Raw genomic sequence first — 26,153 nt, 5'->3', positions numbered from 1 at the left:
CGACGGACCTGGCCGCTGCTGAGCCGATGATCAATCGGTTGCTGGCGGTTCTTCGACCTTCGCCCCGTCGAGGTTCGCGAGGGAATATGCGGTCGCTCGCGAAGGCGCCGGATCTGGTCGGCGATCAGATGGTGTACGCCGTACCACGCTGGGGGACTGCACCGAGGCGATCGAGGCCGCTCGTGCGTTGTACCGAGAACCGAGGGCTGAGCAATGGCTGACCGCTTGATGCAAAGCGTGGTCCAGGTTCGGCGCAACGACCGGTGGGAGGCGGTGGCGGTGATCGACGGCCGCCGATACCCCGACCGGGCGGCCTTCGACGCGGCGGTGTTGGACGCGTTCGACTCGCTCGATGACGCGGGCATCCCGGCGCAGTTGCAGCGCGAGGAGATCAGGCCGGACGAACCGCCGTCGCAGCTGCCGTTCTGGGAGGACTACAAGGGGATGCTCGCCACGAAAGCAGACGTCGACCAGGAGGAAACCCGCAATGCCTGAGGGCATCGAGCAGGACGTTCTGGACCGCGCGTGCGCGCGCCTGGCCGAGTATCACAACGAGGATTTGCCCGAGGGGATGCGGCGCTACACCGCGGCCGACTTCAAGAGCTACCAGGTCCATCCCTTCGAGGACTGGCTGATCTTCGTCTCGCCCGACGGTTTCACCAACCAGAGCTTCCTGGTCAGCGACCCGATGATCTACGAGTCGCCGGGTTGGGAGTCGTACGAGGATGCCCTGGCCGAGGCGAAGGCCCTGAAGGCAGCCGGCGCGACCCGCCGCCCCGAGGAGCCGGACGACGATGATTATGACGACGACGACTGACAGCACCGTCAGTCAGATCGCCGAGCGAGGGGCTGGACAATGGCTGATGCCGTGGACCTGAGCGTCGTCCAGGTCAGGGCCGGGGACCGTTGGAAGGCGGTGGCCGTCATCGACGGGCGCACCTACCCGGACCGGGCGAGCTTCGAGGCGGCCGTCGAGGGCGCGTTCGAGGCGCTCGACGAGGCGCGGATCCCGGCCCAGCTGGTGACCCGCGAGGTGTCGCCGACGGAACCGCCGTCGCGGCTGCCGTCCTGGGACGAGTACCGCGCGATGCTCGCTGCTGAAGGAGATCGGGGTACCGCGTGAAGGTCTTCGACGCGTGGCGGACGTGGACCGACGCCGACCAGCCGCTGCGCGACCGCCTGCCGGCCGGGACCGTCGAGCACCTGGCCGAGGTCTACCGGGCGGCGGCGGACTGGCACGGTGATCAGGTTCGCCCGGCCGGTGAGCCGTACGTCGAGCATCTGCTGCAGGCGCTCCAGGTCGCGGTCGAGGCCGGCGGGGCGACCGATCCCGACGTCCTGGCCGCCGTCCTGCTGCATGACGTCGCGGAGGACACGTCCGGCACGGTGGAGCAGATCCGGGACCGCTTCGGGTCGCGGACCGCGGACCTCGTCGCGGCTGTCACCAAGCCCGAGCCCCGCGACGGCGAGGATCCCGCGGCCGTCCGGACGGCGTACTTGCGGTCGTTCGAGAACGCGGAGCCGGACGTCCTGCTGGTGAAGCTGTCCGACCGCTACAGCAACGTGCAGGCGCTCGACACCCACCCGAGGCCGGACAAGCAACGCCGGTACTACGCGGAGACGGTGCGGCAGATCGTGCCGTTGACGGTCGGGGCGCCGCAGTTCGTGCCATTGTTCGACGAGTGGCAGCAGCACTTCAGCCGGCTGGCCGACGACGACCAGGAGGAAACCCGCGATGCCTGAAGGCATCGAGCAGGATATGCCGGTCGTGGACATCGCCGCCGCTGAGCGGATGGTCGAACGGCTGGCGGTCGTCCGGTACAACGACGAGAAGGCCTACGAGCAGCGCGAGTCCCGGGGCCGGCTGGTCCACGAGTTCTTGCGGCGTACGGCACGGTGGGCGTTGGCGCTCGGTGCCGAGGACAGGTGGCCGCACTCGGACCTGGCGAAGGCGCTGGCACCGGATCTGGCGCTGGATGCCGCGTTGATCGAGGAGAAGATCGACTTCGACTCCGGGACCCGCGGTGAGTTTCCGCTCCGGCGGGAGATCGTCTACCCGATGGTGTGCTGGGCGGCGCTGGGGGACTTGCCGAGGCAGCGGTTCCCGGAGTTGGACGACCCGTACGAGCCGTTGCTGCTGATGTTCGAGCGCAGTGGCGGCTACCTGCAGTACAACGGGTTTCTGGAGCTGGGGTACGGGGCGTTCCCGGTCGGGAAGCTGGCCGAGCGGGCTGAGCTGGAGCCGCTGCCGATCGATGAGCCGACTCTGGATGCGTTGGATGAGGCGAGCTGAGATGAACGATGAGATCGGTGAGGACGAGCTGGCGGGTTGCTGGCGGCGTGGTGGAACGCGCGGGCCGGCGGGGATGGTCCGGAGTACACGGCGGAGTCGTTCGTGGCTGGCAGGTGGGTCGCCGGGAGGAGCTTCTGGTGATGGCGTCGGCTGGTAGACAGTCGAACCAGCTGTACCTGGGTGCGCCCGGCCGCACTCTTCGCCGTTTTGAGGAGAACCTGAGCGCCGTTCCCGATCGGAAAGAGAGAGTGGCCCGATGACCGACACCGCCGCGGCCGAACGGATGGCCGATCGGCTGCTGGCCGTCAGCTGGAACAACGACCTGGCGTTCGATGCGCAGCGGTCTCGTTTCCGGCTGACCCGGGAGTTCTTGCGGCGTACGGCGCTGTGGGGACAGTCTCTGGGTGTGACGGCGCGCTGGCCGTTCTTCGATCTGGCCGAGGTGCTGGATCCGGAGGTGGTGGTTGATCCGGTTCTGGTCGAGAAGCTTCAGCTGGATCCGGCGACCGCAGGGACGAACCCGGTGCCGCCTGGGGTGGCGGTGAACATCGTGCGTTGGGCTGCGTTGGGCGATCTGCCTCGGCAGCGGTTCCCGGAGTTGGACGATCCGTACGAGCCGCTGATCGCGCTGTTCGAGCGCGGTGGTGCCTTCACGGTGGGAAATGGCCTGATCGAGCTCGGCTACGGCTCTTTCACGATTGGCGACATGGCCGCGCGGGCAGCGCTGGAGCCCGCGCCGATCGATGAAGCGACGTTGGATGCGTTGGACGAGGAGAGCTGAGATGAGCGACGAGATCGGTGAGGACGAGCTGGCGCAGGCGCACGAGTTGCTGGCGGCGTGGTGGAATGCGCGGGCCGGCGGGGACGGTCCGGAGTACACGGCGAAGTCGTTCGTGGATTGGCAGGTGGGTCGGCGGGAGGAGTTTCTGGTGATGGCGCCTGCCGGTGGACAGTCGAATCAGCTGTATCTGGTGGGCGCGGGAGTTGTCCGGCCGTACTCGCCGGCGTACGAGACGCACGAGGGTGCCCTTGAGGCCGCGCGGGCTGAGCGGGACGGGTTGGTTCAGCCGGAGCCGCCGCAGGCTTCGCCGTTTTGAGGAGACCGTCTCGATCGGGAGAGGGAGAGTGGGCCGATGTCCGACACTGCGGCGGCCGAACGGATGGCCGATCGGTTGCGGGCCGTCGTCTTCGACGAGGACGAGGCGTTCGCGCGGCAGCGGTCCCGGTTCAGGTTGACTCGGGAGTTCCTTCGCCGTACGGCGCTGTGGTCGCAGGCGTTGGGGGTCGAGGACCAGTGGCCGTTCGTTGATTTGGCTGCCGTGCTGGATCCCGGTTCCGAGGTGGATCCGACGCTGGTCGAGAAGCTTCAGCTCGACACGTCGTCGGCGGAGTCGTTCCCGGTGCCGCCCGCGATGGCGCTGGCGATCGTGCGGTGGGCCGGGCTCGGTGGTCTGCCCCGGCAGCGGTTCCCGGAGTTGGACGACCCGTACGAGCCGCTCGTCGCGCTGTTCGAGCGTGGTGGCGCGTACACGGTGGGTGGCCGGCAGATCGAGTTGGGGTACGGGACCTACCCGATCCGCACCCTGGCCGAGCGGGCTGCGCTGGAGCCGGTGCCGATCGATGGGGCGTCGCTGGATGCGTTGGACGGCGAGCGCAGCTGAGCGGGGCGAGTCAGGTACGGCGACGGCGCCAGAACGGGGATTTGAGGGCCTTCGGCAACGTGACCGACGGGGTGACGCCGAGGTCGACCGGGAGTTCGGCGAGCAGTTCGCCGACCAGCCAGTAGACACCCGGGGAGCAGGGGTCGGCCGCGTCGGCGTGGGCCTTGGCGACCCAGTGGGCGAACTCGTCGACGCGGGCCTGCATGTCCTGCTTGCGGTCGACGGGACAGAGGACCAACTGGTCGGTGGAGGGCAGGGCGAGCAGTGAGCCGCGCCCCTTGCCGCCGTTGGGGAGGAGCTTTTCGTGGTCGACCAAAGCCAGGCCGACGGTCTGGTCGCCGGGCCGGATGAAGCGGCGCCACGGGGTGCCGGGGACTTCCTGTAGGGTCAGGCCCGCGAGGCCGTTCAGGGTGATCTCCAGGCCGGACGGGCTGCCGGGCAGGTGGAGGCCGTGCATGACCCGGCGGACCTGGGTGAGGCGGTGCCAGTCCGGGCCGCTCTGGATGCCGAAGACGATCTCGAAGTACCGGCCGAACGGGACGCTGAGGCCGGCCAGCACGCTGTCGTACGCCGCCGACCAGCCCTGCGGGCGCAGCGTGACCCGCTGGCGTTCGGCGACGGCGCCGTACAGGTGCTCGTCGGTGGCGACGCCGATCTCGTCGACGACCGCGCGCAGCCAGTCGTCGACGGTGCGCGGCCACAGGTGATTCGGTTGCTGGCGGCATCGATCGACGAGCTCGGTCAGGCCGACCTCGGCGCTGGACACCAGACCGCCGCGACTCCAGCGCAGCTTGACGATCGGCCCCGCCGGGTCCAGCTCGGCGTCCGGCAGCAGGACGGGCAGCAGGTCGGCGACCAGGTCCAGCACCTGCCGCGGGTCGAACGGTGTCTCGGTCATCGGTATGAGCCGCCCCTCCACTAGAGTCCGGTGCAGCATGCCATCTGAGGCGTTCATGTCGTGCAGTCGAGGGGCCGGTCGGGCCCAGCTGAGGAGAGACAGTGTCGACACGACTCGTGCACCGCCCGGCGCGGAGCACCCGGAGTATCGACACCGGGCAGCCGCGGGTGATCGAGACCCCGCCGCCCGGCGCACGAGGCAAGGCCGGCGGCAACGCGGCGCAGGCGCTGATGCCGGCGGTCGGTGTGCTCGGCTCGGTCGGGATGATGAGCACGATGCGGACCGGTACGTCCGCGGTGATCGGCGTCGGGGTGCTGGCGCTGACGGTGATCGGCACGTTCGGGATGATGTTCTCCCAGCGCGGCCGCTCCGGCAAGGAGAGCCGTGACCAGCGCAACCGGTACCTGGACTACCTCGAGCGGCTGCGCGAGGAGTTCGGCAAGATGGAGCGCCAGACCCGCAAGACCGCGCTCGCGCTGAACCCGCCGGCCGACGCCCTGGTGGACTGCGTCCGCGACCCGGCCCGGCTGTGGGAACGGCGGCGCAGCGACCCCGACTTCCTGCTGGTGCGCTGCGCGACCGGGCGGATGCCCGTGGTTCCGGCGACGCTGGCGCAGTCGGGCTCGATGATGGACCCGCCGGACCCGTTCATGCTGGCCGAGGCCGAAGCGCTGGCCCGCCGGTTCGCGCTGATGCCGGACATGCCGCTGACCATCCCGCTGGACCTGGCCGGCAACGTCAGCATCGTCGGCGACCGCGACGGCGTCGTACGGATCGCGCGGGCGCTGCTGCTGCAGGCGGCGGTGTTCCACGCGCCGGACGACCTCGAGATGGCCGCCAGCTTCCCGGCCAGTGCGCTCGACCAGTGGCAGTGGGTCGGCTGGCTCCCGCACACCGTCGACCCGGAACGCCGGGAAGGGCCGCACCCGTTCCGCCGGGTCGCGGCGAAGCCGGGTGACCTGGCCGAGCTGATCCGCGACGACGTCGCCGCCCGTGTCACGCTGGCCAGCGAGGCCCGCCGCGGCTCGCTCGGCAAGGACCAGCGCCGGATGATCCAGCGCATGCTCGTGCTGCACGACACGTACGGTGACGTGGCGACCGAAGTTGTCCCGGCCGACCCCACGCTGAGCATCGGCGAGGTAGGCGTGACCGTGCTGCACCTGGTCCAGGACCGGATGCAGGAGCCGAGCAACGTCGCCATCCGGATCACTGTGCACGAGGGCCGTGTCCTGGTCGAGGACCTGCGCGGCGGTGGCTACCTGACCGCCGAGGGGCAGCTCGACGACACCCCACTGGCGACCGCAGAAGGCCTGGCTCGCTCGCTGGCGCCGCTGCGGCTGTCGGAGGAGTCGCTCGAGGAGGACGCGTCGCTGAAGACCGTCGACTTCATGAGCCTGCTGCACATCGAGGACCCGGGTGATCTCGACCTGGAGCGGATGTGGGTGCCGCGGCACGAGCGGGCGTTCCTCCGGGTGCCGCTCGGCCTGGACAGCCACGGCCAGCCCGTCGTACTGGACCTGAAGGAGTCGGCCCAGCTCGGTATGGGGCCGCACGGTCTGTGCATCGGTGCGACCGGTTCCGGCAAGTCCGAGGTCCTGCGCACGCTGGTGATGGGCCTGCTCGCCACGCACTCGCCGGAGGACCTGGCGATGGTGCTGATCGACTACAAGGGTGGTGCGACGTTCGCGCCGTTCGACGGTGTGCCGCATGTGGCCGGCATCATCACCAACCTGGTCGACGACCCGAGCCTGACCGAGCGCGCCTACGCCAGCCTCGCCGGTGAGGTGCAGCGCCGCCAGCAGATGCTGAAGGACGCCGGGAACGTCGCCAACATCACCGACTACCGACTGCTGCGCCAGCAGCGGCCGGAGATGAAGCCGTTCCCGCACCTGTTCGTGCTGATCGACGAGTTCGGCGAGCTGCTCACCGCGCGGCCGGACTTCATCGATCTGTTCCTGTCGATCGGCCGGATCGGCCGGTCGATCGGTGTCCACCTGCTGCTGGCCAGTCAGCGGGTCGAGGCGGGCAAGCTGCGCGGCCTGGAGACCTACCTGTCCTACCGGCTCGGTCTGCGCACGTTCTCCGAGGAGGAGAGCCGAACCGTGCTCGACACCGAGGACGCGTTCCACCTGCCGCCGCTGCCCGGCTTCGGGTACCTGAAGGTCGACACCAGCGTGTACCAGCGGTTCCGCGCGGCGTACGTGTCCGGGCCGTACAAGGGCCGCGTGGTGCCCGACCAGGACAAGGACAAGGACGGCCCGGCGGTTCGCCCGTACCTGGTCACGCCGTACCAGCAGCCGGACCTGGCGAAGCTGGCGGCCGAGGACGAGAAGAAGGACGACAAGGACGACTCGACCGAACGCACCACCGGACCGACCGTGCTCGGCGTGTTCGTCGAGCAGGTCAAGCCGGCCGCTACGCCGGTCCCGCAGGTGTGGCTGCCGCCGCTGCCGAAGGTCTGCACGCTGGACCAGGTCGGCGGCCCGATCGACCTGACCGCGGCCCGCGGTCTCCAGTACGCCGTACCGAGTCCGCCGATGGCGCCGGCGATCGGTGTGATCGACGATCCGCGCAAGCAGAGCCAGAGCGTGTTCCGCCTCGACCTGACCCACACGGGTGGTCACTGCGCGCTGATCGGCGGCCCGTCGTCGGGCAAGACGACGTTCCTGCGCACGCTGGTCACCTCCCTGGCGCACAGCTACACGCCGAAGGAGGTCGCGATCTACGCGATCGACCTCGCGGGTGGTGGTCTGCAGCCGCTGGCCGACCTGCCGCACGTCGGTGGCGTCGCGATCCGGACCGACCGGGAGAAGATCCGGCGGACGCTGGAAGAGGTCCGCGGCATGCTCGACCAGCGCGAGATCGTCTTCCGCGACCGCGGCATCGACACGATGGAACGGCTGCGCGCGATGCACGCCGCCGGTGAGGTGCCGGAGCTGCCGGTCGCCGACGTGGTGCTGGTGCTGGACAACTACGGCGCGATCAAGACCACGTTCGACGAGCTGGAGGAACCGATCGCGGATCTGGTCCAGCGGGGTAGCAGCTACGGCATCCACATGGTCACCGCGATGTTGCGCTGGAGCGACGTCCGGATGGCCACCCAGACCTTGTTCGGCACGGTGCTGGAGCTGCGGCTGAACGACCCGTCGGACTCCAACATCGACCGCCGGCTGCAGGAGACCATGCGCAACGCCGGGCCGGGCCGGGTGCTGACGCCGCGCAACAAGCTGTTCGCCCAGCTCGCCTTGCCGCGAGTGGACAGCCTGCTGCAGGACGACGACCTGACCGATGCGATGCAGGGTCAGGCGCTGGCGCTGAGCTCGGCCTGGCAGGGGCCGGTCGCGCCGCCGGTCCGGGTGCTGCCGCACCGGCTCGAGCGGTCGACGATGCCCGGTCCGCAGCAGGAGCCGGTCCGGGTGCCGATCGGTCTGGACGAGACCGCGATGGCGCCGGTCCTGCTCGACCTGTTCGAGCGTGACGGCAACCTGGTGATCTTCGGCGACACGGCGTCGGGCAAGACCAACCTGCTGAAGCTGATCATGGAGCAGCTCACCGACCGGTACACCTCGGACGAGATCGTGTTCGCGGTGATGGACCCGCGGCGCGGTCTGCGCGGGTTCCTGCCGGACAAGTACCTGGGCGGCTACGCGACCAGCGGCCGGGTCGGCGCCGGGCTGGCCGGGGGAGTGGCCGGCGAGCTGGAGAAGCGGCTGCCGGACGACCTCAGCGACGCTGCCCCGCCGCCGGTGGACGGGCCGAAGGTGATCGTCGTCGCCGACGACTACGACCTGCTCACCAGTGGTGGCCAGGCGCCGATGGACCCGTTCCTGCCCTACATCGCCTCCGGCCGCGACATCAGCCTGCACTTCGTGATCGCCCGCCGGGCCGCCGGCGCCGGTCGCGCGCTGTACGAACCGTTCCTGACCACCGTGATGGAGTCCGGCACCGCCGGCCTGGTGCTGTCGGGAGACAAGAGCGAGGGCGCGCTGTTCACCGGCGCCGCCCCGGGCAACTACCCGCCCGGCCGTGGGTTGTTCGTCCGGCGGGGCGAACGCCCCTCCCTGATCCAGACCGCACTGGCGGACGGAACCACGTCCGCCGCCGACGAGAAGGCGGAGTGAAGTGAGCTACGACGTGGTGGCACTGATCGACGGCAGGCCGTCGTACCAGGACGTGCTCGCCGGCATGATGGCCGCGGGACCGGACTGGCTGGTGCGTGAGGTCTCCGACGGCGCGGTGCTGCAGCTGTGCGACCCGGAGGGGGTTCCGCTGGCCTCGCTGGAGGCGCCGATCCTGATCCAGGTCCCCGGTGAGGTCGAGCGGCTGCTCGGTCCGGAGCTGGCCGGCACGGAGACTCCGGTGTGGTGGATGGAGGTCCGGGCCAAGCCGCAGGACGGCGCCCCGGAGCTCGCCGACCGGTACGCCGAGAAGCTGGTCGAGCGCCTCGGCGGCCGGGTCTGGAAGCCGGCGCCGCCGCCGTTCGACCCGCCCGCCCCGCAGACCCCCGCTGCCGAGACGTCCGCCGCCCCGCACGGCGCTGGAGGCCAGAATGCCTAACCCGATCGAGCTCAGTCCGGCGATCGACATCCGGACCGACAAGGTCGTCGTGATCATGCAGGACCGCCCGGTGGTCGGCATGTCCGCCTGGCTGGTGGACGCGCTCGCGGCCGCGGAGTCGGCCGGCCTCGGCTTGCAGCTGGTCACCCCGGCGACCACACAGCTCACCTTCAACGCCCGGGCCACCCTGTTCAGCGGCTACGAGTCGCGCTGGGTGGTGACCGAGCCGAACGGCGAGGGCGCGTACGACGGCCTGGGCGGCTCGAAGCTGCACTGGGACGGCCAGATGTTCGCTGCGGTCGCCGCCGGCGAGCAGGACAAGGTCGACATGAGCCCGACCTTCGCCGCGGTGGAGCTGGAGCTGCCCTGGCAGCTGATGATCACCGCCCGCGTCCGCTACCAGGCGCTGGAGACGACGGTGGTCGGCAAGGCCGCCGAGCAGCTGTTCACCGACCTGACCGGCGTCAAGCCGGCCGGCTGGGGCACGGCCGAGCCGGTGACCCAGCCCTGGAACGTCGGCCAGCTCACGGCGTACTGCCGGCGGCGCGCACCGAAGCCGACCTGGTTGTCGGTCAGCGGTGGCAGCGCCGGGCTCAGTGCGGCCGGTGCGGTCGAGATCCACCGCCGCCCGGCCGGGCTCGAGGAGGTCATCACGATGGCCGTCTCCACGCCGGACGGGCTGCCGACCCAGGACGACGTCCGCAAGGTGGGGGAGCGGCTGGCCAACGCGTTCACGCTGGTCTCGTTCTTCGCCCAGGGCGCCCGCGGCAACGGGACCGACACCAACGCGATCCCGCACTGGACCGGCGTACCGGCTCCGATGGCGATGGCGGTCGGCAACGAGGCGCTGCGCGGCACCGGCGCGGAGAAGGCGCTGGACCTGACCGGCGTCGCCGAGATCACGCCGGTCAAGATCGGCCCGTCCGCCACACCGGCGGTGTGGTACCCGATCGGCGACGGCAAGAACCAGCTGGACTGGAACATCTACAGCGCGCTGCTCGGCCGGCTGGTGCCGCCGGGGGCGCCGGTACGCGGCTGAACCGCGCAGCAGTACTCGCTAGCTAGTAGTGACGATCAGAGAGGTGTGACGGGTGGCTGCGGTCTACAGCCGGGTGACCATCATCGGCAGGCAGCGTCAGATGGACGCCGTACTGCCGGTCGACGAGCCGTTGGGCCGGTTGATGCCGGACCTGCTGCGGATGCTCGGCGAACCGGTCGATCCGTCGCCCCGGCGCCGGTACCTGACCACCCCGACCGGGCAGACGGTCTCGCTGGAGCTGACGCTGGGGTCGGCGCAGATCAGTGACGGCGCGGTGCTCCGGCTGGCCGCGGAGGGCGAGGTCCCGCCGCCGCCGACCGTGTACGACGTGGCCGAGGAGGCGGTGGACGACCTCGAACGGCGCGGCACCACCTTCCAGCGCAAGCACCGCCAGTGGGCCGCGGGTGCGGCGCTGATCTTCGCGCTGCTGGCCGGTGCGATCGCGCTGGCCCGGGGGACCGAGCCGGACATCGCGGCGTTCGTGGTGCTGGTGGTCGCGATCATCACCGGTCTCGGTGGTGTCGTGCTCGGCCGGGCGGACCAGCGGGCGGCCGCGATCACCTTGCTGGTGGTGACTCCGATCCTGCTCGCCATCGTGGCCTGGTCGCTCGGTGTCTCGGAGAGCTGGTCGGTGCCGATGCGTGGCGGCATCATCGCGCTCGCGCTGGCGGTCGGACCGCTGCTGTTCGCGATGGCCGGGCTGGCCGGCGGCGGTCTGGTCGGTGGCGGTACGGCGATGATCTTCGCGGTGATCTGGATCATCGGCGTCGGCGGGGGCGTCTCCGCGCACAAGCTGAGCGCGCTGATCGCGGTCGTGGCCGTGCTGCTGCTCGGTGTGCTGCCCCGGCTGGCGCTCTCGCTGTCCGGGCTGACCGCCCTGGACGACGTACGGGCGCGGGGTGACGAGATCGCCCGCCCGGACGTCGAGGCGGCGCTCAACGCGGCGCACGTCGGCCTGGCGCTGGCCGCGACGGCGATCGCGCTCTGGTCCGCCGCGGCGGGCGTGGTGCTCGCGATGCACGGATCGGCCTGGACGGTCAGCATCGCGGCCCTGCTGGCGCTGCTGCTGTGCTCGCGCTCGCGGCTGTACCCGTTGGCCGCCGAGGTGCTCGGGCTGTTCACCGCCGCCGGAGTCGTGATCGCCGCGCTGGTCCAGGATCTGTCTCAGGAGTCGGTGGGTGGCACACTGGTGGCAGTCGGACTACTCGTGGTGGTGGCGATGGTCGGTGGCTTCGGCCTCGCCTGGACCCCGCAGGACCACGTGCAGGTCCGGCTCGGCCAGGTCCTGGACCAGATCCAGGTGCTGGCCGTGGTGGCGCTGATCCCGTTGGTGCTCGGAGCTCTCGGGGTGTTCAGCGATCTGCTCGACGTCTTCTGATCGGATGGTATGACCGGGCCGAACTGGCAGGCGGACATGATGGACCGCCTCGATGACACGTCGGCGGGCCGCTCGGCCGCGCCCGCTTCCGGCCCGGCGCAGGGCCAGGGGCAGGGGCACCCCCAGAGTCAGGGTGAGGCCCAGCCCCCGGCGCAGGCACCGGCGGAGCCGACGATGCCGCCACCACCCGCGCCGACCGGCGTTGGGTGGGGCGCACCTGTGCCCCCGCAGGAGCAGCAGCCGCAGCAGTACGCGCAGCCGCAGGCTCCCCATCAGTACGCCCCACAGCAGTACCCGCCTCCGCAGCAGCAGTGGCAGCAGCCGCCGCCTCCTCAGCAGTACGCGCCGCCGCCGCAGCAACAGCCGTACTACCCGCCACCGCAGCAGTACGGCCCGCCGCCACAGCAGCAGCAATGGCAACAGCCGCCGCCGCAGCAGTACCAGGAGCAGCCGCCCTACCCGCAGTACCAGCAGCCGCCCGTACAGCAGTACGAGCAGCCCCCGTACGGCGCGGCGCCGCCGGTGACTCCACCGCCGTACGAGCAGACCTACCAGCAGCCGGCAGCACCGCCGTACGCCCAGCAGCAGTACGACCCGAACTACGGCCCACCGCCGCAGTACCAGCAGCCCGTCGGCGACGGCAGCTGGAACGCGCCCCCGGCACAGGAGTCGACCGGCTGGGACGATCCGACCCCGGACGGCGGACCGGGCCGCCAGGCCTACACGCCGCAGTACCAGGACCCGCTGGCCGGCACCTTGCCGGTGGCAACCAACGCGGTCGGCCTGCAGCACGAGGAACGTCCCGGCGGTTTCTTCCGCAAGATCGGCCGGTTCGCGGCCGAGGCGGCCTACATCGCCGGCGCCTCGGGCCGGATGCAGCGCGACGTCGAGAACATCGCGGTGATCCGCCGCCCGATCGGCATCGGCCGGATGATCGGTGTGATCGGGCCGGTCCCGCAGAGCGGTACGTCGACGGTGACCGCGCTGCTGGCGGACACGATCGCGTCGCAGCGCACCGACCTGGTGCTGGCGGTCGACGCGTTCCCGTTGGAGGGCAAGCTGACCCACCGGCTCGACCGGGGCATCGCGAACACGCCGAACTCCCGGGTCCAGCTGGCCCGCGCGGAGTCGACCGCGGACGCGATCAGCGACGTGCTGGCCTCCCGTAACGTCGGCGGTGCGAACCAGATCCCGATCTCGCTGGTCGACTGCCCGGCCGGCCTGTTCGAGGAGGCCACGGCGTACGTCGCGAGCTCGTCGCACGCGGTCGCGCTGGTCATCCCGTCGGCCCGCGAGGACGCGCTGGCCAGCATCGGCCAGCTCGACCAGCTCACCCCCGAGGGTCAGCAGATGCTGGTTCGCAAGGGCCTGGTGATCATCGCGGAGAACCGAGCCGACGATCCGGAGCCGGTCCGCTGGCTGCAGTCGGCGGTCTCCGATCGCGGCCTCGGGTACGTCGTACTGCCGTTCGACGCGCACTTCCAGCACGCCTGGCCGCTGCGCCCGGAGATGCTGGAGCCGGCCACCCGGCGAGCCGCGCTGGAGATGGCCGCGCGGCTGGTCGAGCGCGCCACCCGCTGAGTCCCGTTCCGGCCTCCGTTGAACCGATCCGGCCAACGGCTCGTTTCTGCTGGTACGACCTGGTTTGCCCCGGTCGGGTACAACAGCAGTAGCAGAGCGTTCAACTACTTTCCGCCCAGCAAATTTCCTGGAGGTCCGGATTTCATGAGCGACGACAGAACGGCCAATCTCGACCGGGTGATCGCCGATGTGCGGGACCGCCGATCGGTCCTGCGCGGCGCCGCCGTGGTCGGCCTCGCGGGCGTGGGCGTGCCGTTGCTCGCCGCGTGCGGTGACGACGGCGCCGCCGGCGGTACGGCGACCGGCGGCCAGACCAGCGCGGCCCCGTCCTCGGCTCCGACGTCCGCGCCCAGCTCGGCGCCGTCGTCGGCACCGTCCAGCGCCGGCGGCCCGGTGCTCGGCCCGGCCTCGGACGTCCCGGTCGGCGGCGGCGCGGTGTTCAAGGACGCGAAGGTGGTCGTCACCCAGCCGACCGCCGGTCAGTACAAGGGCTTCTCCGCGGTCTGCACGCACCAGGGCTGCCTGGTGGCCAAGGTGGAGAACGGCGAGATCGACTGCAACTGCCACGGCAGCAAGTTCAGCGCCACCGACGGCAGCGTGAAGAGCGGCCCGGCCCGCGAGCCGCTGGCCGCGGTGACCGTCTCGGTGCAGGGCGGCAACATCGTCGGCTCGGCCTGACCGACGGCGTACGGCGAAAGACCCGGCAACGGGGGCCGGGTCTTTCGTCATCGGTGTGCTGGTTGCGGGCGGCCGGACTACCGCGCGGGGGAGGGCGGTGTCGAACTGGGGCCGACGACCGGCGTGGAGCTCGGGGTGACACCCGGCGTCTGGCTGGGCGTTTGGCTCGGGGTCTGGCTGGCGTCTCCGTCGGTGTCGGAGAGGGCGTCGGCGTCGGGCTCGGTGTGGGAGTCGGCGTGGGGGTAGGGGTCGGGGTGGTCGGCGGCTCCGGCGGGACCAGGTACAACAGCTTGTTCGGCGAACCGTCGCCCGGATTCTTCACCGCGTCGGACGTCGCCGCGCCCAGCAACGCCGTCGAGACCTGCTCCGGCGTGGCGTCCGGGTGGCCGGCCAGGTAGAGCGCGATCGCCCCGGCGACGTGCGGGGTGGCCATCGACGTTCCGCTCTTCACGGTGCTCGCCTCGGGATCGGTGATCGCGACCGACTCGATGTCGACGCCCGGTCCGAACAGGTCCACGCAGGGCCCGAAGTTCGAGAAGTCCGCCCGGGTGTCGTTGCGGTCGGTCGCGCCGATCGTCAGCGCCGCGGGCTCCCGGCCCGGCGACGACCCGCAGGCGTCCATGCTCTCGTTGCCGGCGGCAACGGCGTAGCTGATCCCGGCGGCCACCGACGCCTTGACCGCCGCGTCCAGCGCCGGGTCGACTCCGCCGCCCAGGCTCATGTTCGCGACCGCCGGCTTGACCGCGTTCGCGGTGACCCAGTCGACGCCCGCCACGACGGTCTCGGTCGTGCCGTTGCCGACGCAGTTGAGCACCCGGATGCCGACCACCTTCGCCGACTTCGCGAGGCCGTACTTGCTGCCGGCGATGGTGCCCGCGACGTGGCTGCCGTGGCCGGCGCAGTCGACGCCGTTCTGGCCGTCGCCGATGGTGTCGGTGCCGACCGAGGCGCGCCCGCCGAAGTCCTTGTGGTCGGCATAGATGCCGGAGTCGAGCACGTACGCGTGCACCGTCTCGGCCGTGGTCTCCGACAGGAACTTCGCGTCCAGCGGCAGCGTGCGCTGGTCGGTACGGTCGAGCCCCCACGGCGGATCGTCCTGGGTGGCCTTCAGCACCTGGTTCTGCTGCACGAACCCGACCCGGGGGTCGGCCGCGACCCGTTTGGCCTGCTCCTCGCTCATCGCCGCGGAGAACCCGCGCACCGACGCGTGGTACTCCCGGCGTACGGTCACGTCGTACGTCGCGGCGAGGCTGCGGTTGGTCGCCCGGGTCATCTCCGCCGACGGCGCCCCGTTGAGCACGACGATGTAGCTGCCGGGCACGGCCGTCGGGCTGTTCGCCTGCCGGATGGAGGATTCGAAGCGCTCTGCCTCCGGCGCGACCCGCGCCGACGCGGGCAGCGCGACCAGCGCCGGGGCACAGACCACCACGGCGGCGAGCGCGGCCGGCAGCCGGCGCGAGATCGTGAACAGCGTCATCGACGACACTCCCTGGGAATCGGCACACAGCGGTTCACGATCGACGCTAGAACCGCCCCGGCGCCCGGCCGCGCCGACGGCCGGGCGCAGAGTGCAATCCGTAACACGATCTCAGCCCGGCCGAGACGTCAGCGGTTCCGGTGGTTGCGGTACTTGCGGACCGCGAACTCGTACGCCGCGTCCACCAGCGGCTCGAGCTGCCGCAAGGTGCCGGCCGACGGCGAGACGACGCAGATCCAGTACTGCGGGGCGTAGACCGGGTGTGGCATCAGGACGTCGAGCGCCGTGTGGTCGACGCCGTCCGGGGGAGTGGGGAAGAGCCGGAGATAGTCCGCCTTGGACAGGCCCAGGTTGAGCCGTTCGACGCCGGGGCGGTCGAGGTCGGAGGCGGTGTCGTAGGCGTCGGAGGTGACCACGGTCGCGAACGGCATCTGGCGTTGGGGTGGCAGGTCGTGGTCGGGGTCGTAGATCCAGAAGGTGTCGCCGTTGGCGGTCAGGGTCCGGACACCGGGCCGGTCGAGATACTCGAGGAAATCCATGCCTTCAAGCGTCTCATTGAAGCTGCAATAGAGACTTTTGTGCGCCGGAGCCCGTCCCGGCGGGCGCTGTCGGCGGGGCGAACTAGGGTGGTGCGGTGGCTGATCCATCGTCCTACCGCCCGGCTCCGGGCTCCATTCCCGACTCACCCGGGGTGTACCGCTTCAGCGACGCCGCCGGCCGGGTGATCTACGTCGGAAAAGCGAAGAACCTGCGGGCCCGGTTGTCGTCGTACTTCCAGGACCTGGCCAACCTGCACCCGCGGACCCAGTCGATGGTGACCACCGCGGCGAAGGTGGACTGGACGGTGGTCTCGACCGAGGTCGAGTCGCTGCAGCTGGAGTACTCCTGGATCAAGGAGTACGACCCGAGGTTCAACGTGAAGTACCGGGACGACAAGTCCTACCCGTGGCTGGCGATCACCCTCAACGAGGACTACCCGCGGGTGATGGTCGGCCGGGGCTCCAAGAAGAAGGGCATCCGCTACTTCGGCCCGTACAGCCACGCCTGGGCGATCCGGGAGACCGTCGACCTGCTGCTGCGGGTGTTCCCGATGCGCTCGTGCAGCAAGGGTGTGTTCAACCGGCACCGCCAGATCGGCCGGCCCTGCCTGCTCGGCTACATCGGCAAGTGCGCCGCGCCCTGCACCGGTCAGGTCAGCCAGGAGGAGCACCGGCAGATCGTCGAGGACTTCTCGGCGTTCCTGTCCGGCCAGACCGCGACGTACGTGCGGCGCCTGGAGAAGGAGATGAAGGCGGCCGCGGCCGAGCTGGAGTACGAGCGGGCCGCGAAGATCCGCGACGACCTGGCCGCGCTGGAGAAGGCCCTGGCCAAGAACGCGGTGGTGCTGGGTGACGGCACCGACACCGACGTGGTCGCGCTCAGCGAGGACCCGCTCGAGGTCGCCGTACAGATCTTCTACGTCCGCGGCGGCCGGATCCGCGGCCAGCGCGGCTGGATCGCCGACAAGGCCGACGGCACCGCGACCACCGGTGACCTGGTCTCGCGCTTCATCCAGCAGATGTACGCCGCGGAGACGGCCGACGCGATCCCACGCGAGATCCTCGTGCCGGTCGTGCCGGACGACGAGGCGGCGCTGACCGAGTGGCTGTCGGAGCTGCGCGGTTCGCGGGTGGCGATCCGGGTTCCGCAGCGCGGCGACAAGAAGGCGCTGATGCAGACCGTCGAGCGCAACGCGCTGCAGACCCTCACCATGCACAAGACCAAGCGGGCCAGCGACCTGACCACCCGCAACCAGGCGCTGGAGGAGATCCAGACCGCGCTCGACCTGCCCGAGGCGCCGCTGCGGCTGGAGTGCTACGACGTCTCGAACCTGCAGGGCACCGAGGTGGTCGCCTCGATGGTCGTCTTCGAGGACGGCCTGCCGCGCAAGAGCGAGTACCGCCGGTTCGTGATCCGCGGCGTCGAGGGCCAGAACGACGTCGCCTCGATCGCCGAGGTGCTGACCCGGCGGTTCAAGCGGCTGCTGGACGAGCGCGCGACGCTGTCGGGTGACACCGCCGGCGAGGACGCGGCGGCCGGCGAGACGGACGCCGCCGCGGCGCTGATCGACCCCGAGACCGGCCGGGCGAAGAAGTTCTCCTACGCCCCGGGCCTGGTCGTCGTCGACGGTGGTCCGCCGCAGGTCGCGGCCGCCCGGCAGGCGATGGACGAGCTCGGCCTGGGCGACATCCCGGTCTGCGGCCTGGCCAAGCGGCTGGAGGAGGTCTGGCTGCCCGACGAGGAGGACCCGGTGATCTTCTCCCGGACCTCCGAGGGCCTGTACCTGCTGCAGCGGCTGCGCGACGAGGCGCACCGGTTCGCGATCACCCATCACCGCAGCCGCCGCTCCAAGTCGATGGTGGAGAGCGTCCTGGACGACGTACCGGGGCTCGGGGAGGTCCGTCGCAAGACGCTGCTGCGGCACTTCGGATCGCTGCGCAAGCTGCGCCAGGCGAGCGTCGACGAGGTGGCCGAGCTGCCCGGTTTCGGCCGGCGTACGGCGGAGTCGGTGGTCCTGGCCGTGAACGCTGCCGCAACGAAGGCCGACACCGGCCGGGCGCCGTCGGTGAACACCGCGACAGGCGAGATACTGGACGACGACGAACCGGGGCCCGCCGGTCCGCCGAACGGGGAGAACCGAAACTGATGGACGAGTCCAGCGGCAACCTGATCATCGTGTCCGGCATGTCCGGCGCGGGCCGGAGCTCGGTCGCCGACGTGCTGGAGGACCTCGGCTGGTTCGTGGTCGACAACCTGCCGCCGATGTTCCTGACCACGATCGTCGAGCAGGTGGTCGGCACCGGCGCGTCGCCGCGGCTGGCGGTGGTCGTCGACGTCCGGACCGGGATGTTCTTCGACGAGCTCGGCGCGGCGCTCGAAGACCTGCGGACCAAGGGATACCGGCCGCTGACGCTGTTCCTGGAGGCCTCCGACGACGTGATCGTGCGCCGGCAGGAGAGTGTCCGCCGCCCGCACCCGCTGCAGGGCGAGGGCCGGTTGCTGACCGGGATCCAGCGCGAGCGCGCGCTGCTCGGCGACATCCGGGCCGGCGCCGACCTGGTGATCGACACCTCGAACCTGAACATCCACCAGCTCGCCGCGAAGATCGTGAACGCCTTCGGCGACGAGGAGAACGCCGAGCTGCGGGCCACCGTGGTCTCGTTCGGCTTCAAGTACGGCATCCCGGTCGACGCCGACGTGGTGGCCGACATGCGGTTCGTGCCGAACCCGTACTGGCAGCCCGACCTGCGCCCGATGACCGGGCAGGACCGGCCTGTGTCAGACTTCGTGCTCGGCCATCCGCTGGCCCAGCAGTTCCTGCAGAACTACGTGGACGTGCTGGACACCCTGCGGACCGGTTATCTGAACGAGGGCAAGCGGTTCGTCACGGTCGCGATCGGCTGCACCGGTGGAAAGCACCGGAGCGTCGCGATGGCCGAGGAGATCGGGCGCCGGCTGCGGGAGAAGGGGTCACCGACCTTGGTGGTGCACAGGGATCTGGGGCGGGAGTGACCGCGTAGTGTCACGGTCTCCCCGCGTTGTCGCACTCGGCGGCGGGCACGGTCTCGCCGCCTCACTGTCCGCCCTGCGACAGGTCACCGACCAGCTGACGGCTGTCGTCACGGTCGCTGACAACGGCGGGTCCTCCGGCCGGCTGCGCCAGGAGCTCGGCGTGCTGCCGCCCGGCGATCTGCGGATGGCGCTGGCCGCGCTGTGCCGCGACGACGAGTGGGGCCGGACGTGGGCCGACGTGCTGCAGCACAGGTTCCGCAGTGACGGCGCCCTGCACGACCACGCGGTCGGCAACCTGCTGATCGTCGCGCTGTGGGAGCTGCTCGGCGAGGCCGTCGACGGGCTGGACTGGGTCGCGCGGCTGCTCGGGGCGCAGGGGCGGGTGCTGCCGATGTCCGCCGTACCGCTGGACATCACCGCGCGGGTGCTCGGGGCGGATCCGGACCACCCCGGGGCGATCACCGAGATCCGCGGCCAGACCGAGGTCGCGACGACCAACGGCCACGTCGTCGACGTCGCGCTCGATCCGGCCGACCCGCCGGCCTGCCCGGAAGCGCTGGTCGCGGTCGCGGAGGCCGACTGGGTGGTGGTCGGTCCCGGCTCGTGGTTCACCTCCGTGATCCCGAATCTGCTGGTCCCGGCGCTGTGCCGTGGGCTCGAGCAGACCAGCGCCCGTCGCCTGGTGACGCTCAACCTGGGCGAGCAGAAGGGCGAGACCGACGGCTTCTCGCCGGAGACCCACCTCGAGGTGCTCGCCGCTCACGCGCCCGAGCTGCGCATCGACGTCGTACTGGCCGACGAGGAACACGTGCCCGATCCGGCGTCGCTGCGCCGGACGGCGAGCTCGCTCGGAGCGGAGCTGGTGGTCGCCGACATCGCCGACGACCACCAGTTGCTGCATCACGATCCCGCCAAACTGGCGAAGGTCTACCGCGAGGTCTTCGCGGAGCTCCCGCTGTGAGCTGAATCACCCTGTGGGCCTGTCAGGAAACGGCAGGCCATCCGGTTCAGGAGTCAGATCCGAACGAACAGGAGCTGACGATGAGAGTGCTGGTTGCAGGAGCCACCGGAGCGATGGGAGCGCAGTTGGTGCCGCGACTGATCGAGGCGGGCCACGAGGTGTTCGCGATGATCCGCAAGGAGCGGGACAAAAGCCGGGTGGCGCAGCTGGGCGCGGTTCCGGTGATCGCCGACGCGCTCGATCGCGCCGCGGTGGAGGCCGCGGTGCGCGAGGCGGCGCCGGAGGTGATCGTTCACCAGTTGACCGCCATCGGGCACATCGACACCCGCCGGTTCGAACAAAGCTTCGCCGCCACCGACCGGCTGCGGATCGAGGGGACCGACAACCTGCTCGCGGCGGCCCGCAGCGCCGGCGTCCGGCGCTTCGTTGCTCAGAGCAACGGTGCCTTCACCTACGCCCGGACCGGTGGGCCGGTCAAGACCGAGGAAGATCCGTTGGACCGCGCGCCGGTTGCCCCGATGGCCCGGATGATCGCCGCGGTCGAGCACTTGGAGAACGCCGTGCTGGGCGCCGGCCCGATCGAAGGGATCGTGCTGCGCTACGGCGCCTTCTACGGGCCCGGGACGTCGATGGCGCCGGGGTCGGAGCAGCTCGAACTGATCCGCAAACGCAAGTTTCCGGTGGTCGGCGACGGCGGCGGGGTGTGGTCGTTCGTCCACATCGCCGACGCCGCCGAGGCCACGGTCGCGGCGGTGGAGCACGGTGGCCGCGGCGTCTACAACATCGTCGACGACGACCCCGCCCCGGTCGCCGAGTGGCTGCCGGAACTGGCGGCGATGCTGGGGGCGAAGAAGCCGATGCGCGTACCGCGGTTCATCGGCCGGCTGGCCGCCGGGCCTGCCGGCGTCGTCCTGATGACCGAACTGCGCGGCGCGTCCAACGCCAAGGCCAAGCGTGAGCTGGGATGGCAGCCCGCGCATCCCACCTGGCGCCAGGGCATCCAGGTGTGAGCACCCCGGTGATCCGGCGCGCAGCCGAGCGCGCCGGATCACCGGGCTCAGCGCTTGGCGAAGATCGGCCGGCGCTCGAAGGTCGTGCCGCCGGGTACGCCGACCTGGTCGTTCTGGAACGGGTTGGCGTCGAAGCGGGCGATCTCGCGGCCCTGGGCGTCGGAGAAGATCGCCCAGATCGGCTCGGTCGGGCGACCGGCGGTGGTCCGGTCGGAGTGCCACAGGAAGAAGCCGTCCTTGATCACCGCCGGTGAGGTGATCCCGTCGGCGGTCCGGAACTCGATCTTCGCGACACCGCGCGGGACGACGCCCCGGGACCCGTTGCCGTCGGCCCAGACGACGTAGGGCTTGTCGGCGGTGACCGACTGGCGCTGGTAGTCGTCCTTCGGCCCGGTCGCGCCGGTGTTGTCCAGGCAGTACGCGTAGCGCTGACGGTCGGGCGAGACCAGAATCGCCTGGAACCAGCTTCCGGTGCCCTGGGTCAGCGCGACCTTCCAGCTGTCGATCGCCTCCGAGCCGCCACCGGCCTTCAGGGCGCTCTGCCGGTACTGGTTGTCGAACGACTGGCAGCGCGCGATCACCTGCGCGTCGGACAGCGCGCTCTTGGCCGGCTGGATGATCTCGCCGGTGGTCACGTCCTGGGTGACTGTGGACTCCGGCAGGCCGAGCCCGGCCACCGGCGGATGGTCGGACTGACCCGGCCAGACGGTGATCGCCGTGGCGACGCCGGCGACGGCGAGGGCGCTGCCCGCGACCGCGCCGATCCTGCGCACCCGCTGCCCGCGACGGCCCCGCCGGACGACGTCGTCGACGGTGTGACGCATCGGCTGGGCCGAGTCGTCCGCCGCGGAGTCCAGCGGGTCCTTGATGTCGCTGCTCATGACAGCACCCCTTCGTTGTCGTTGACGTGAACAGCCGGGTCGTCGGCCGGGGCCGGCCGATTCAGCTGCTCGCGTAGTGCGGTGAGGCCGCGGGAGGTCTGGCTCTTGACCGCGCCGGTGCCGATGCCGAGCACCTGGGCGGTCTCCTCGATGCTGAGGTCGGCGTAGTGCCGCAGGACCACGCAGGCCCGCTGCCGAGGCGGCAGCTGGGCCAGCGCCTGGATCACCAGGAGCCGCTCGTCGACGGCACCGGAGTGGTCGGCCAGCAACTGGTCCGGGACCGCGTCGTCGGAGTACTCCCGGCGCCAGGGCCGCTTGGCCTGGTCCAGGACCACCGACACCACCGCGCGGTGCGCGTAGGTGGTCAGGCCGGCGTCGTGGTCGAGCCGGTCCCAGGCTCGGTAGATGCGGACCAGGGCGTCCTGGGCCGCGTCCTCCGCCCGATGCCAGTCCCCGCACATCAGGTACGCCGTACGGCGCAGCCGGCGCAGGGCCGCGGCGGCGAACTCGGTGAAGTCCGCCTCACTGCGTCGTCGCATCGTGCTCCTCCCGTGGCTGTCGGAAGAGGAACGACAGCCGGACCCCGAAAGGTTGCCACGAAGGTTGGGTCGGCGCGTAACACTGATCCGGGCGGGGGAGTTGCACCGGGTACCGGCCCGAGGGTCTTTGACAGCAGTGGGAGGATTTCGTTCATGGCGATGACAGCACAGGTGAAGTCCGAGCTGACCAGCATCCAGGTCACCAAACCCTGCTGCCGCAAGGCCGAGGTCTCCTCGGTCCTGCGCTTCGCGGGCGGGCTGCATCTCGTGTCCGGCCGGATCGTGGTGGAGGCCGAGCTGGACAGCGCCCGCGCCGCCCGCCGGCTGCGCAAGGACATCGCCGAGATCTTCGGCCACCCGTCCGAGGTCGTGGTGATCTCCCCGTCCGGCATCCGCAAGCAGACCAAGTACGTCGTGCGCGTGGTCCGCGACGGCGACGCGCTGGCCCGGCAGACCGGCCTGGTGGACAACCGCGGCCGTCCCGTCCGGGGCCTGCCGCCCGCCGTGGTCTCCGGCGCGTCCTGTGACGCCGTGGCGGCCTGGCGGGGCGCGTTCCTGGCGCACGGCTCACTGACCGAGCCGGGGCGCTCCTCGTCGCTCGAGGTGACCTGCCCGGGCCCGGAGGCGGCGCTGGCGCTGGTCGGAGCGGCCCGGCGGCTCGGGATCGGCTCGAAGGCCCGCGAGGTGCGCAACGTCGACCGCGTGGTGATCCGCGACGGCGACGCGATCGGCGCGCTGCTGACCCGGCTCGGCGCGCACGAGTCGGTGCTGGCCTGGGAGGAGCGCCGGATGCGCCGCGAGGTCCGCGCGACGGCGAACCGGCTGGCCAACTTCGACGACGCGAACCTGCGCCGCTCGGCCCGCGCCGCGGTCGCCGCCGGCGCCCGGGTGGAGCGCGCGCTGGAGATCCTCGGCAACGACGTACCGGATCACCTGCAGGTGGCCGGGCGGCTGCGGCTGGAGCACAAGCAGGCCAGCCTCGAGGAGCTCGGGCAGCTGCACGAGCCGGCCCTCACCAAGGACGCCGTGGCCGGCCGGATCCGCCGCCTGCTGGCGATGGCCGACAAGCGCGCCTCCGACCTCGGCATCCCCAACACCGAGGCCAACCTGACCCCGGAGATGCTCGATCCCGCCTGATCGACACCACCAGCACGACCACTGGTATTCACGCCGCGGCCCCGGAGGATCTCCGGGGCCGCGGCGCGTGTGGTGGTCTGGTCCGGTGGTCTTCGGGCCGGAGGTGGTGGTCTGATGTGGACGGTACCAGTGGAGCAAGTGGGCTGTTGGGCTAGTGTTTCGGCTGTAGCGGCAGTGCTCGACAGCTAGTTCAAGGAGACGTAGTCCCGTGACCGTACGCGTAGGTATCAACGGCTTCGGCCGGATCGGCCGTAACTTCTTCCGCGCCGTGCAGGCGTCCGGTGCCGACATCGAGGTCGTCGCCGTCAACGACTTGACCGACAACCAGACCCTGGCCCACCTGCTGAAGTACGACTCGATCCTGGGCCGCTTCCCGGGCGACGTGACCGCGACCGAGGACGACATCACCGTCTCCGGCCACACGTTCAAGGCGTTCGCCGAGCGCGACCCCGCCAACCTGAAGTGGTCCGACGTCGGCGCCGACGTGGTGATCGAGTCCACCGGTTTCTTCACCGACGCCACCAAGGCCAAGACGCACGCCGACAACGGCGCCAAGAAGGTCATCATCTCCGCCCCGGCGAAGAACGAGGACCTGACCGTGGTGATGGGCGTGAACCACGACCTGTACGACGCCGACAAGCACACCGTGATCTCGAACGCGTCCTGCACCACGAACTGCATCGCCCCGCTGGCGAAGGTGCTGAACGACGCCTTCGGCATCGAGCGTGGCCTGATGACCACGATCCACGCCTACACCCAGGACCAGAACCTGCAGGACGGTCCGCACAAGGACCTGCGCCGCGCCCGCGCCGCCGCGCTGAACATCGTGCCGACCTCGACCGGCGCCGCGAAGGCGATCGGCCTGGTGCTGCCCGAGCTCAAGGGCAAGCTCGACGGCTACGCGCTGCGCGTTCCGGTCCCGACCGGCTCGGCCACCGACCTGACCGTCACCGTCGGCCGTGAGGTCACCGTGGACGAGGTCAAGGAGGCCTACAAGGCCGCGGCCGCCGAGGGCGCGCTGAAGGGCTACCTGACCTACACCGAGGACGAGATCGTCTCCAGCGACATCGTCACCGACCCGGCCTCCTGCATCTTCGACGCCGGCCTCACCAAGGTGATCGGCGACCAGGTCAAGGTCGTCGGCTGGTACGACAACGAGTGGGGCTACTCCAACCGCCTCGTCGACCTGGTCAAGCACGTCGGCGCCTCGCTCTGACGTTCCATCCCTCACGTTGCGTCCGAAGAACTGTGGCCGGTAGCGCACGGTTCTTCGGACGTTAGCGGTTGTGTCGAAGGACAGTGATTGTGAAGACGATCGAAGACCTCGGGGACCTGGCCGGCCTGCGGGTGCTGGTCCGCTCCGACCTGAACGTGCCGATCAAGGGTGAGACGATCGGCGACGACGGCCGTATCCGCGCCTCGGTGCCGACCCTGCTGACGCTGGCCAAGGCCGGCGCCAAGGTGATCGTCACCGCGCACCTCGGCCGCCCCAAGGGCACGCCGAACCCGGAGTTCACCCTCGCCCCGGTGGCCAAGCGGCTCGGCGAGCTGCTCGAGGCCGACGGCGTCCGGGTGCGGTTCGCCAGCGACGTGACCGGCGAGAGCGCCCAGGAGGCCGTCCAGGAGCTGGACGAGGGTGAGGTCCTGCTGCTCGAGAACGTGCGGTACGACCCGCGCGAGGAGAGCAAGGACGAGACCCAGCGGGCCGCGCTGGCCGACGAGCTGGCCGCGCTGGCCGACGTGTTCGTCAGCGACGGCTTCGGTGTCGTGCACCGCAAGCAGGCCAGCGTGTACGACGTGGCCAGCAAGCTCCCGCACGCGGCCGGCGGCCTGGTGCTCGCCGAGGTCGAGGTGCTGAAGAAGCTCACCGAGTCGCCCGAGCGCCCGTACGTCGTCGTGCTCGGTGGCGCCAAGGTGTCGGACAAGCTCGCGGTGATCGACAACCTGCTGGCCAAGGCCGACAAGCTGCTGATCGGTGGCGGCATGGTGTTCACCTTCCTCAAGGCCCAGGGCCACGAGGTCGGCAAGAGCCTGCTCGAGGAAGACCAGCTCGAGACGGTCAAGGGCTACCTGGAGACCGCGAAGGCCAAGGGCGTGGAGATCGTGCTGCCGACCGACATCGTGGTCGCGCCCGAGTTCAAGGCCGACGCGCCCGCGACCGTGGTCGCCGCCGACGCGATCCCGGCCGACCAGCTCGGTCTGGACATCGGCCCGGAGTCCGGCAAGGCGTTCGCCGCCGAGGTCGCGGCCGCGAAGACCGTGTTCTGGAACGGCCCGATGGGCGTGTTCGAGATGGAGGCCTTCGCCGGTGGAACCAAGGCCGTCGCGCAGGCGTTGACCGAGGTGGACGGACTCAGTGTCGTCGGAGGTGGCGACTCGGCCGCCGCCGTACGGCAGCTGGGCTTCGCGGACGACCAGTTCGGGCACATCTCCACCGGAGGTGGCGCGTCGCTGGAATACCTGGAGGGCAAGGAGCTCCCAGGACTCGCTGTGCTGGAAGAGGACTGACAC

The 26,153-nt window shown here is 70.7% G+C and carries 26 protein-coding genes; 21 read left to right on the top strand and 5 right to left on the bottom strand.

What is annotated here, in order from left to right; translation table 11 throughout:
- Positions 1-213 precede the first annotated feature (213 nt).
- The 8 genes from BWI15_RS09660 (at position 214) to BWI15_RS09625 (ending at position 3,954) form a co-directional block, all read left to right on the top strand.
- Positions 214-495 carry a hypothetical protein gene (locus tag BWI15_RS09660; protein WP_143465463.1) on the top strand — a complete coding sequence of 94 codons (282 nt, stop codon included), beginning with the start codon at positions 214-216 and terminating at the stop codon, positions 493-495.
- Entirely contained in the window at positions 488-817 is a 330-nt protein-coding gene (locus BWI15_RS09655) for a hypothetical protein (protein ID WP_077014000.1), read from the top strand. Before BWI15_RS09660 ends, BWI15_RS09655 begins: the two co-directional genes overlap by 8 nt.
- Positions 818-856: 39 nt before the next feature.
- Positions 857-1,123 carry a hypothetical protein gene (locus BWI15_RS09650; RefSeq protein ID WP_143465462.1) on the top strand — a complete coding sequence of 89 codons (267 nt, stop codon included), beginning with the start codon at positions 857-859 and terminating at the stop codon, positions 1,121-1,123.
- Complete coding sequence (locus tag BWI15_RS09645; protein ID WP_077013998.1) at positions 1,120-1,743, top strand: HD domain-containing protein; 624 nt, start codon at positions 1,120-1,122, stop codon at positions 1,741-1,743. Before BWI15_RS09650 ends, BWI15_RS09645 begins: the two co-directional genes overlap by 4 nt.
- Positions 1,736-2,293 carry a hypothetical protein gene (locus BWI15_RS09640; RefSeq protein WP_143465461.1) on the top strand — a complete coding sequence of 186 codons (558 nt, stop codon included), beginning with the start codon at positions 1,736-1,738 and terminating at the stop codon, positions 2,291-2,293. Before BWI15_RS09645 ends, BWI15_RS09640 begins: the two co-directional genes overlap by 8 nt.
- 256 nt (positions 2,294-2,549) lie before the next feature.
- Positions 2,550-3,074 (top strand): hypothetical protein, encoded by a 525-nt coding sequence (locus BWI15_RS09635; protein ID WP_077013996.1) that lies wholly within the window; start codon positions 2,550-2,552, stop codon positions 3,072-3,074.
- A gap of 1 nt (position 3,075) precedes the next feature.
- Positions 3,076-3,390 carry a hypothetical protein gene (locus BWI15_RS09630; RefSeq protein ID WP_077013995.1) on the top strand — a complete coding sequence of 105 codons (315 nt, stop codon included), beginning with the start codon at positions 3,076-3,078 and terminating at the stop codon, positions 3,388-3,390.
- 36 nt (positions 3,391-3,426) lie between these two features.
- Positions 3,427-3,954, top strand: a complete 528-nt coding sequence (locus tag BWI15_RS09625) for a hypothetical protein (protein ID WP_077013994.1) — start codon at positions 3,427-3,429, stop codon at positions 3,952-3,954.
- Positions 3,955-3,964: 10 nt separating this feature from the next.
- On the opposite strand, the gene BWI15_RS09620 is transcribed toward BWI15_RS09625, so the two are convergent.
- Positions 3,965-4,852: a hypothetical protein gene (locus BWI15_RS09620; RefSeq protein ID WP_077013993.1), complete on the bottom strand. Its 888-nt coding sequence runs from the start codon at positions 4,850-4,852 to the stop codon at positions 3,965-3,967.
- A 101-nt stretch (positions 4,853-4,953) separates the two neighbouring features.
- Between BWI15_RS09620 and eccCa the strand changes: the two genes are divergently transcribed.
- The 6 genes from eccCa to BWI15_RS09590 all read left to right on the top strand — a co-directional run bounded on the left by eccCa (position 4,954) and on the right by BWI15_RS09590 (position 14,085).
- A complete protein-coding gene (eccCa, locus tag BWI15_RS09615; protein ID WP_077013992.1) occupies positions 4,954-8,973 on the top strand; it encodes a type VII secretion protein EccCa in 4,020 nt (1,339 codons plus the stop codon).
- A 1-nt stretch (position 8,974) separates the two neighbouring features.
- Entirely contained in the window at positions 8,975-9,409 is a 435-nt protein-coding gene (locus tag BWI15_RS09610) for a hypothetical protein (RefSeq protein ID WP_077013991.1), read from the top strand.
- Positions 9,402-10,448, top strand: coding sequence for a DUF6177 family protein (locus BWI15_RS09605; protein WP_077013990.1), 1,047 nt, complete (start codon positions 9,402-9,404; stop codon positions 10,446-10,448). Before BWI15_RS09610 ends, BWI15_RS09605 begins: the two co-directional genes overlap by 8 nt.
- Before the next feature lie 52 nt (positions 10,449-10,500).
- Positions 10,501-11,826, top strand: a complete 1,326-nt coding sequence (eccD, locus tag BWI15_RS09600; protein ID WP_077013989.1) for a type VII secretion integral membrane protein EccD — start codon at positions 10,501-10,503, stop codon at positions 11,824-11,826.
- Between the two features lie 9 nt (positions 11,827-11,835).
- Entirely contained in the window at positions 11,836-13,407 is a 1,572-nt protein-coding gene (locus BWI15_RS09595) for a MinD/ParA family ATP-binding protein (RefSeq protein ID WP_143465460.1), read from the top strand.
- Positions 13,408-13,551: 144 nt separating this feature from the next.
- Positions 13,552-14,085 carry a Rieske (2Fe-2S) protein gene (locus BWI15_RS09590; RefSeq protein ID WP_077013987.1) on the top strand — a complete coding sequence of 178 codons (534 nt, stop codon included), beginning with the start codon at positions 13,552-13,554 and terminating at the stop codon, positions 14,083-14,085.
- Here BWI15_RS09590 and BWI15_RS09585 read toward each other — a convergent pair.
- Both BWI15_RS09585 and BWI15_RS09580 read right to left on the bottom strand, forming a co-directional pair.
- Complete coding sequence (locus BWI15_RS09585) at positions 13,985-15,562, bottom strand: S8 family peptidase (RefSeq protein ID WP_083750745.1); 1,578 nt, start codon at positions 15,560-15,562, stop codon at positions 13,985-13,987. The genes BWI15_RS09590 and BWI15_RS09585 overlap by 101 nt on opposite strands.
- Positions 15,563-15,690: 128 nt before the next feature.
- Positions 15,691-16,101 (bottom strand): DUF6194 family protein, encoded by a 411-nt coding sequence (locus BWI15_RS09580; protein WP_077013985.1) that lies wholly within the window; start codon positions 16,099-16,101, stop codon positions 15,691-15,693.
- Between the two features lie 95 nt (positions 16,102-16,196).
- Between BWI15_RS09580 and uvrC the strand changes: the two genes are divergently transcribed.
- The 4 genes from uvrC (at position 16,197) to BWI15_RS09560 (ending at position 21,085) form a co-directional block, all read left to right on the top strand.
- The gene (gene uvrC, locus BWI15_RS09575; RefSeq protein ID WP_077013984.1) at positions 16,197-18,248 is read left to right on the top strand and encodes an excinuclease ABC subunit UvrC; all 2,052 of its coding nucleotides are present in this window, start codon (positions 16,197-16,199) and stop codon (positions 18,246-18,248) included.
- Positions 18,248-19,114 (top strand): RNase adapter RapZ, encoded by an 867-nt coding sequence (gene rapZ, locus BWI15_RS09570; RefSeq protein ID WP_077013983.1) that lies wholly within the window; start codon positions 18,248-18,250, stop codon positions 19,112-19,114. Before uvrC ends, rapZ begins: the two co-directional genes overlap by 1 nt.
- A 7-nt stretch (positions 19,115-19,121) precedes the next feature.
- Positions 19,122-20,075 (top strand): gluconeogenesis factor YvcK family protein, encoded by a 954-nt coding sequence (locus BWI15_RS09565; RefSeq protein WP_077013982.1) that lies wholly within the window; start codon positions 19,122-19,124, stop codon positions 20,073-20,075.
- An 80-nt stretch (positions 20,076-20,155) separates the two neighbouring features.
- Positions 20,156-21,085 (top strand): NAD-dependent epimerase/dehydratase family protein, encoded by a 930-nt coding sequence (locus BWI15_RS09560; protein ID WP_077013981.1) that lies wholly within the window; start codon positions 20,156-20,158, stop codon positions 21,083-21,085.
- 47 nt (positions 21,086-21,132) lie between these two features.
- Here BWI15_RS09560 and BWI15_RS09555 read toward each other — a convergent pair whose 3' ends face one another.
- Together BWI15_RS09555 and BWI15_RS09550 are read right to left on the bottom strand one after the other, a co-directional pair.
- A complete protein-coding gene (locus tag BWI15_RS09555) occupies positions 21,133-21,966 on the bottom strand; it encodes a hypothetical protein (RefSeq protein WP_077013980.1) in 834 nt (277 codons plus the stop codon).
- Positions 21,963-22,505, bottom strand: coding sequence for a SigE family RNA polymerase sigma factor (locus tag BWI15_RS09550; RefSeq protein WP_077013979.1), 543 nt, complete (start codon positions 22,503-22,505; stop codon positions 21,963-21,965). The genes BWI15_RS09555 and BWI15_RS09550 overlap by 4 nt, the downstream gene beginning before the upstream one ends.
- Before the next feature lie 153 nt (positions 22,506-22,658).
- Between BWI15_RS09550 and whiA the strand changes: the two genes are divergently transcribed.
- The 3 genes from whiA (at position 22,659) to BWI15_RS09535 (ending at position 26,150) form a co-directional block, all read left to right on the top strand.
- A complete protein-coding gene (gene whiA / locus BWI15_RS09545) occupies positions 22,659-23,642 on the top strand; it encodes a DNA-binding protein WhiA (protein WP_077013978.1) in 984 nt (327 codons plus the stop codon).
- Between the two features lie 208 nt (positions 23,643-23,850).
- Positions 23,851-24,858 (top strand): type I glyceraldehyde-3-phosphate dehydrogenase, encoded by a 1,008-nt coding sequence (gene gap / locus BWI15_RS09540; RefSeq protein ID WP_077013977.1) that lies wholly within the window; start codon positions 23,851-23,853, stop codon positions 24,856-24,858.
- A gap of 89 nt (positions 24,859-24,947) precedes the next feature.
- Positions 24,948-26,150: a phosphoglycerate kinase gene (locus tag BWI15_RS09535; RefSeq protein ID WP_077013976.1), complete on the top strand. Its 1,203-nt coding sequence runs from the start codon at positions 24,948-24,950 to the stop codon at positions 26,148-26,150.
- The last annotated feature ends 3 nt before the right edge of the window (positions 26,151-26,153 follow it).

This window comes from Kribbella sp. ALI-6-A (assembly GCF_001984195.1).
Taxonomy (GTDB): domain Bacteria; phylum Actinomycetota; class Actinomycetes; order Propionibacteriales; family Kribbellaceae; genus Kribbella.
Note: the sequence above shows the minus strand (reverse complement) of the source record. Positions and strands in the feature narration are given on the sequence as shown.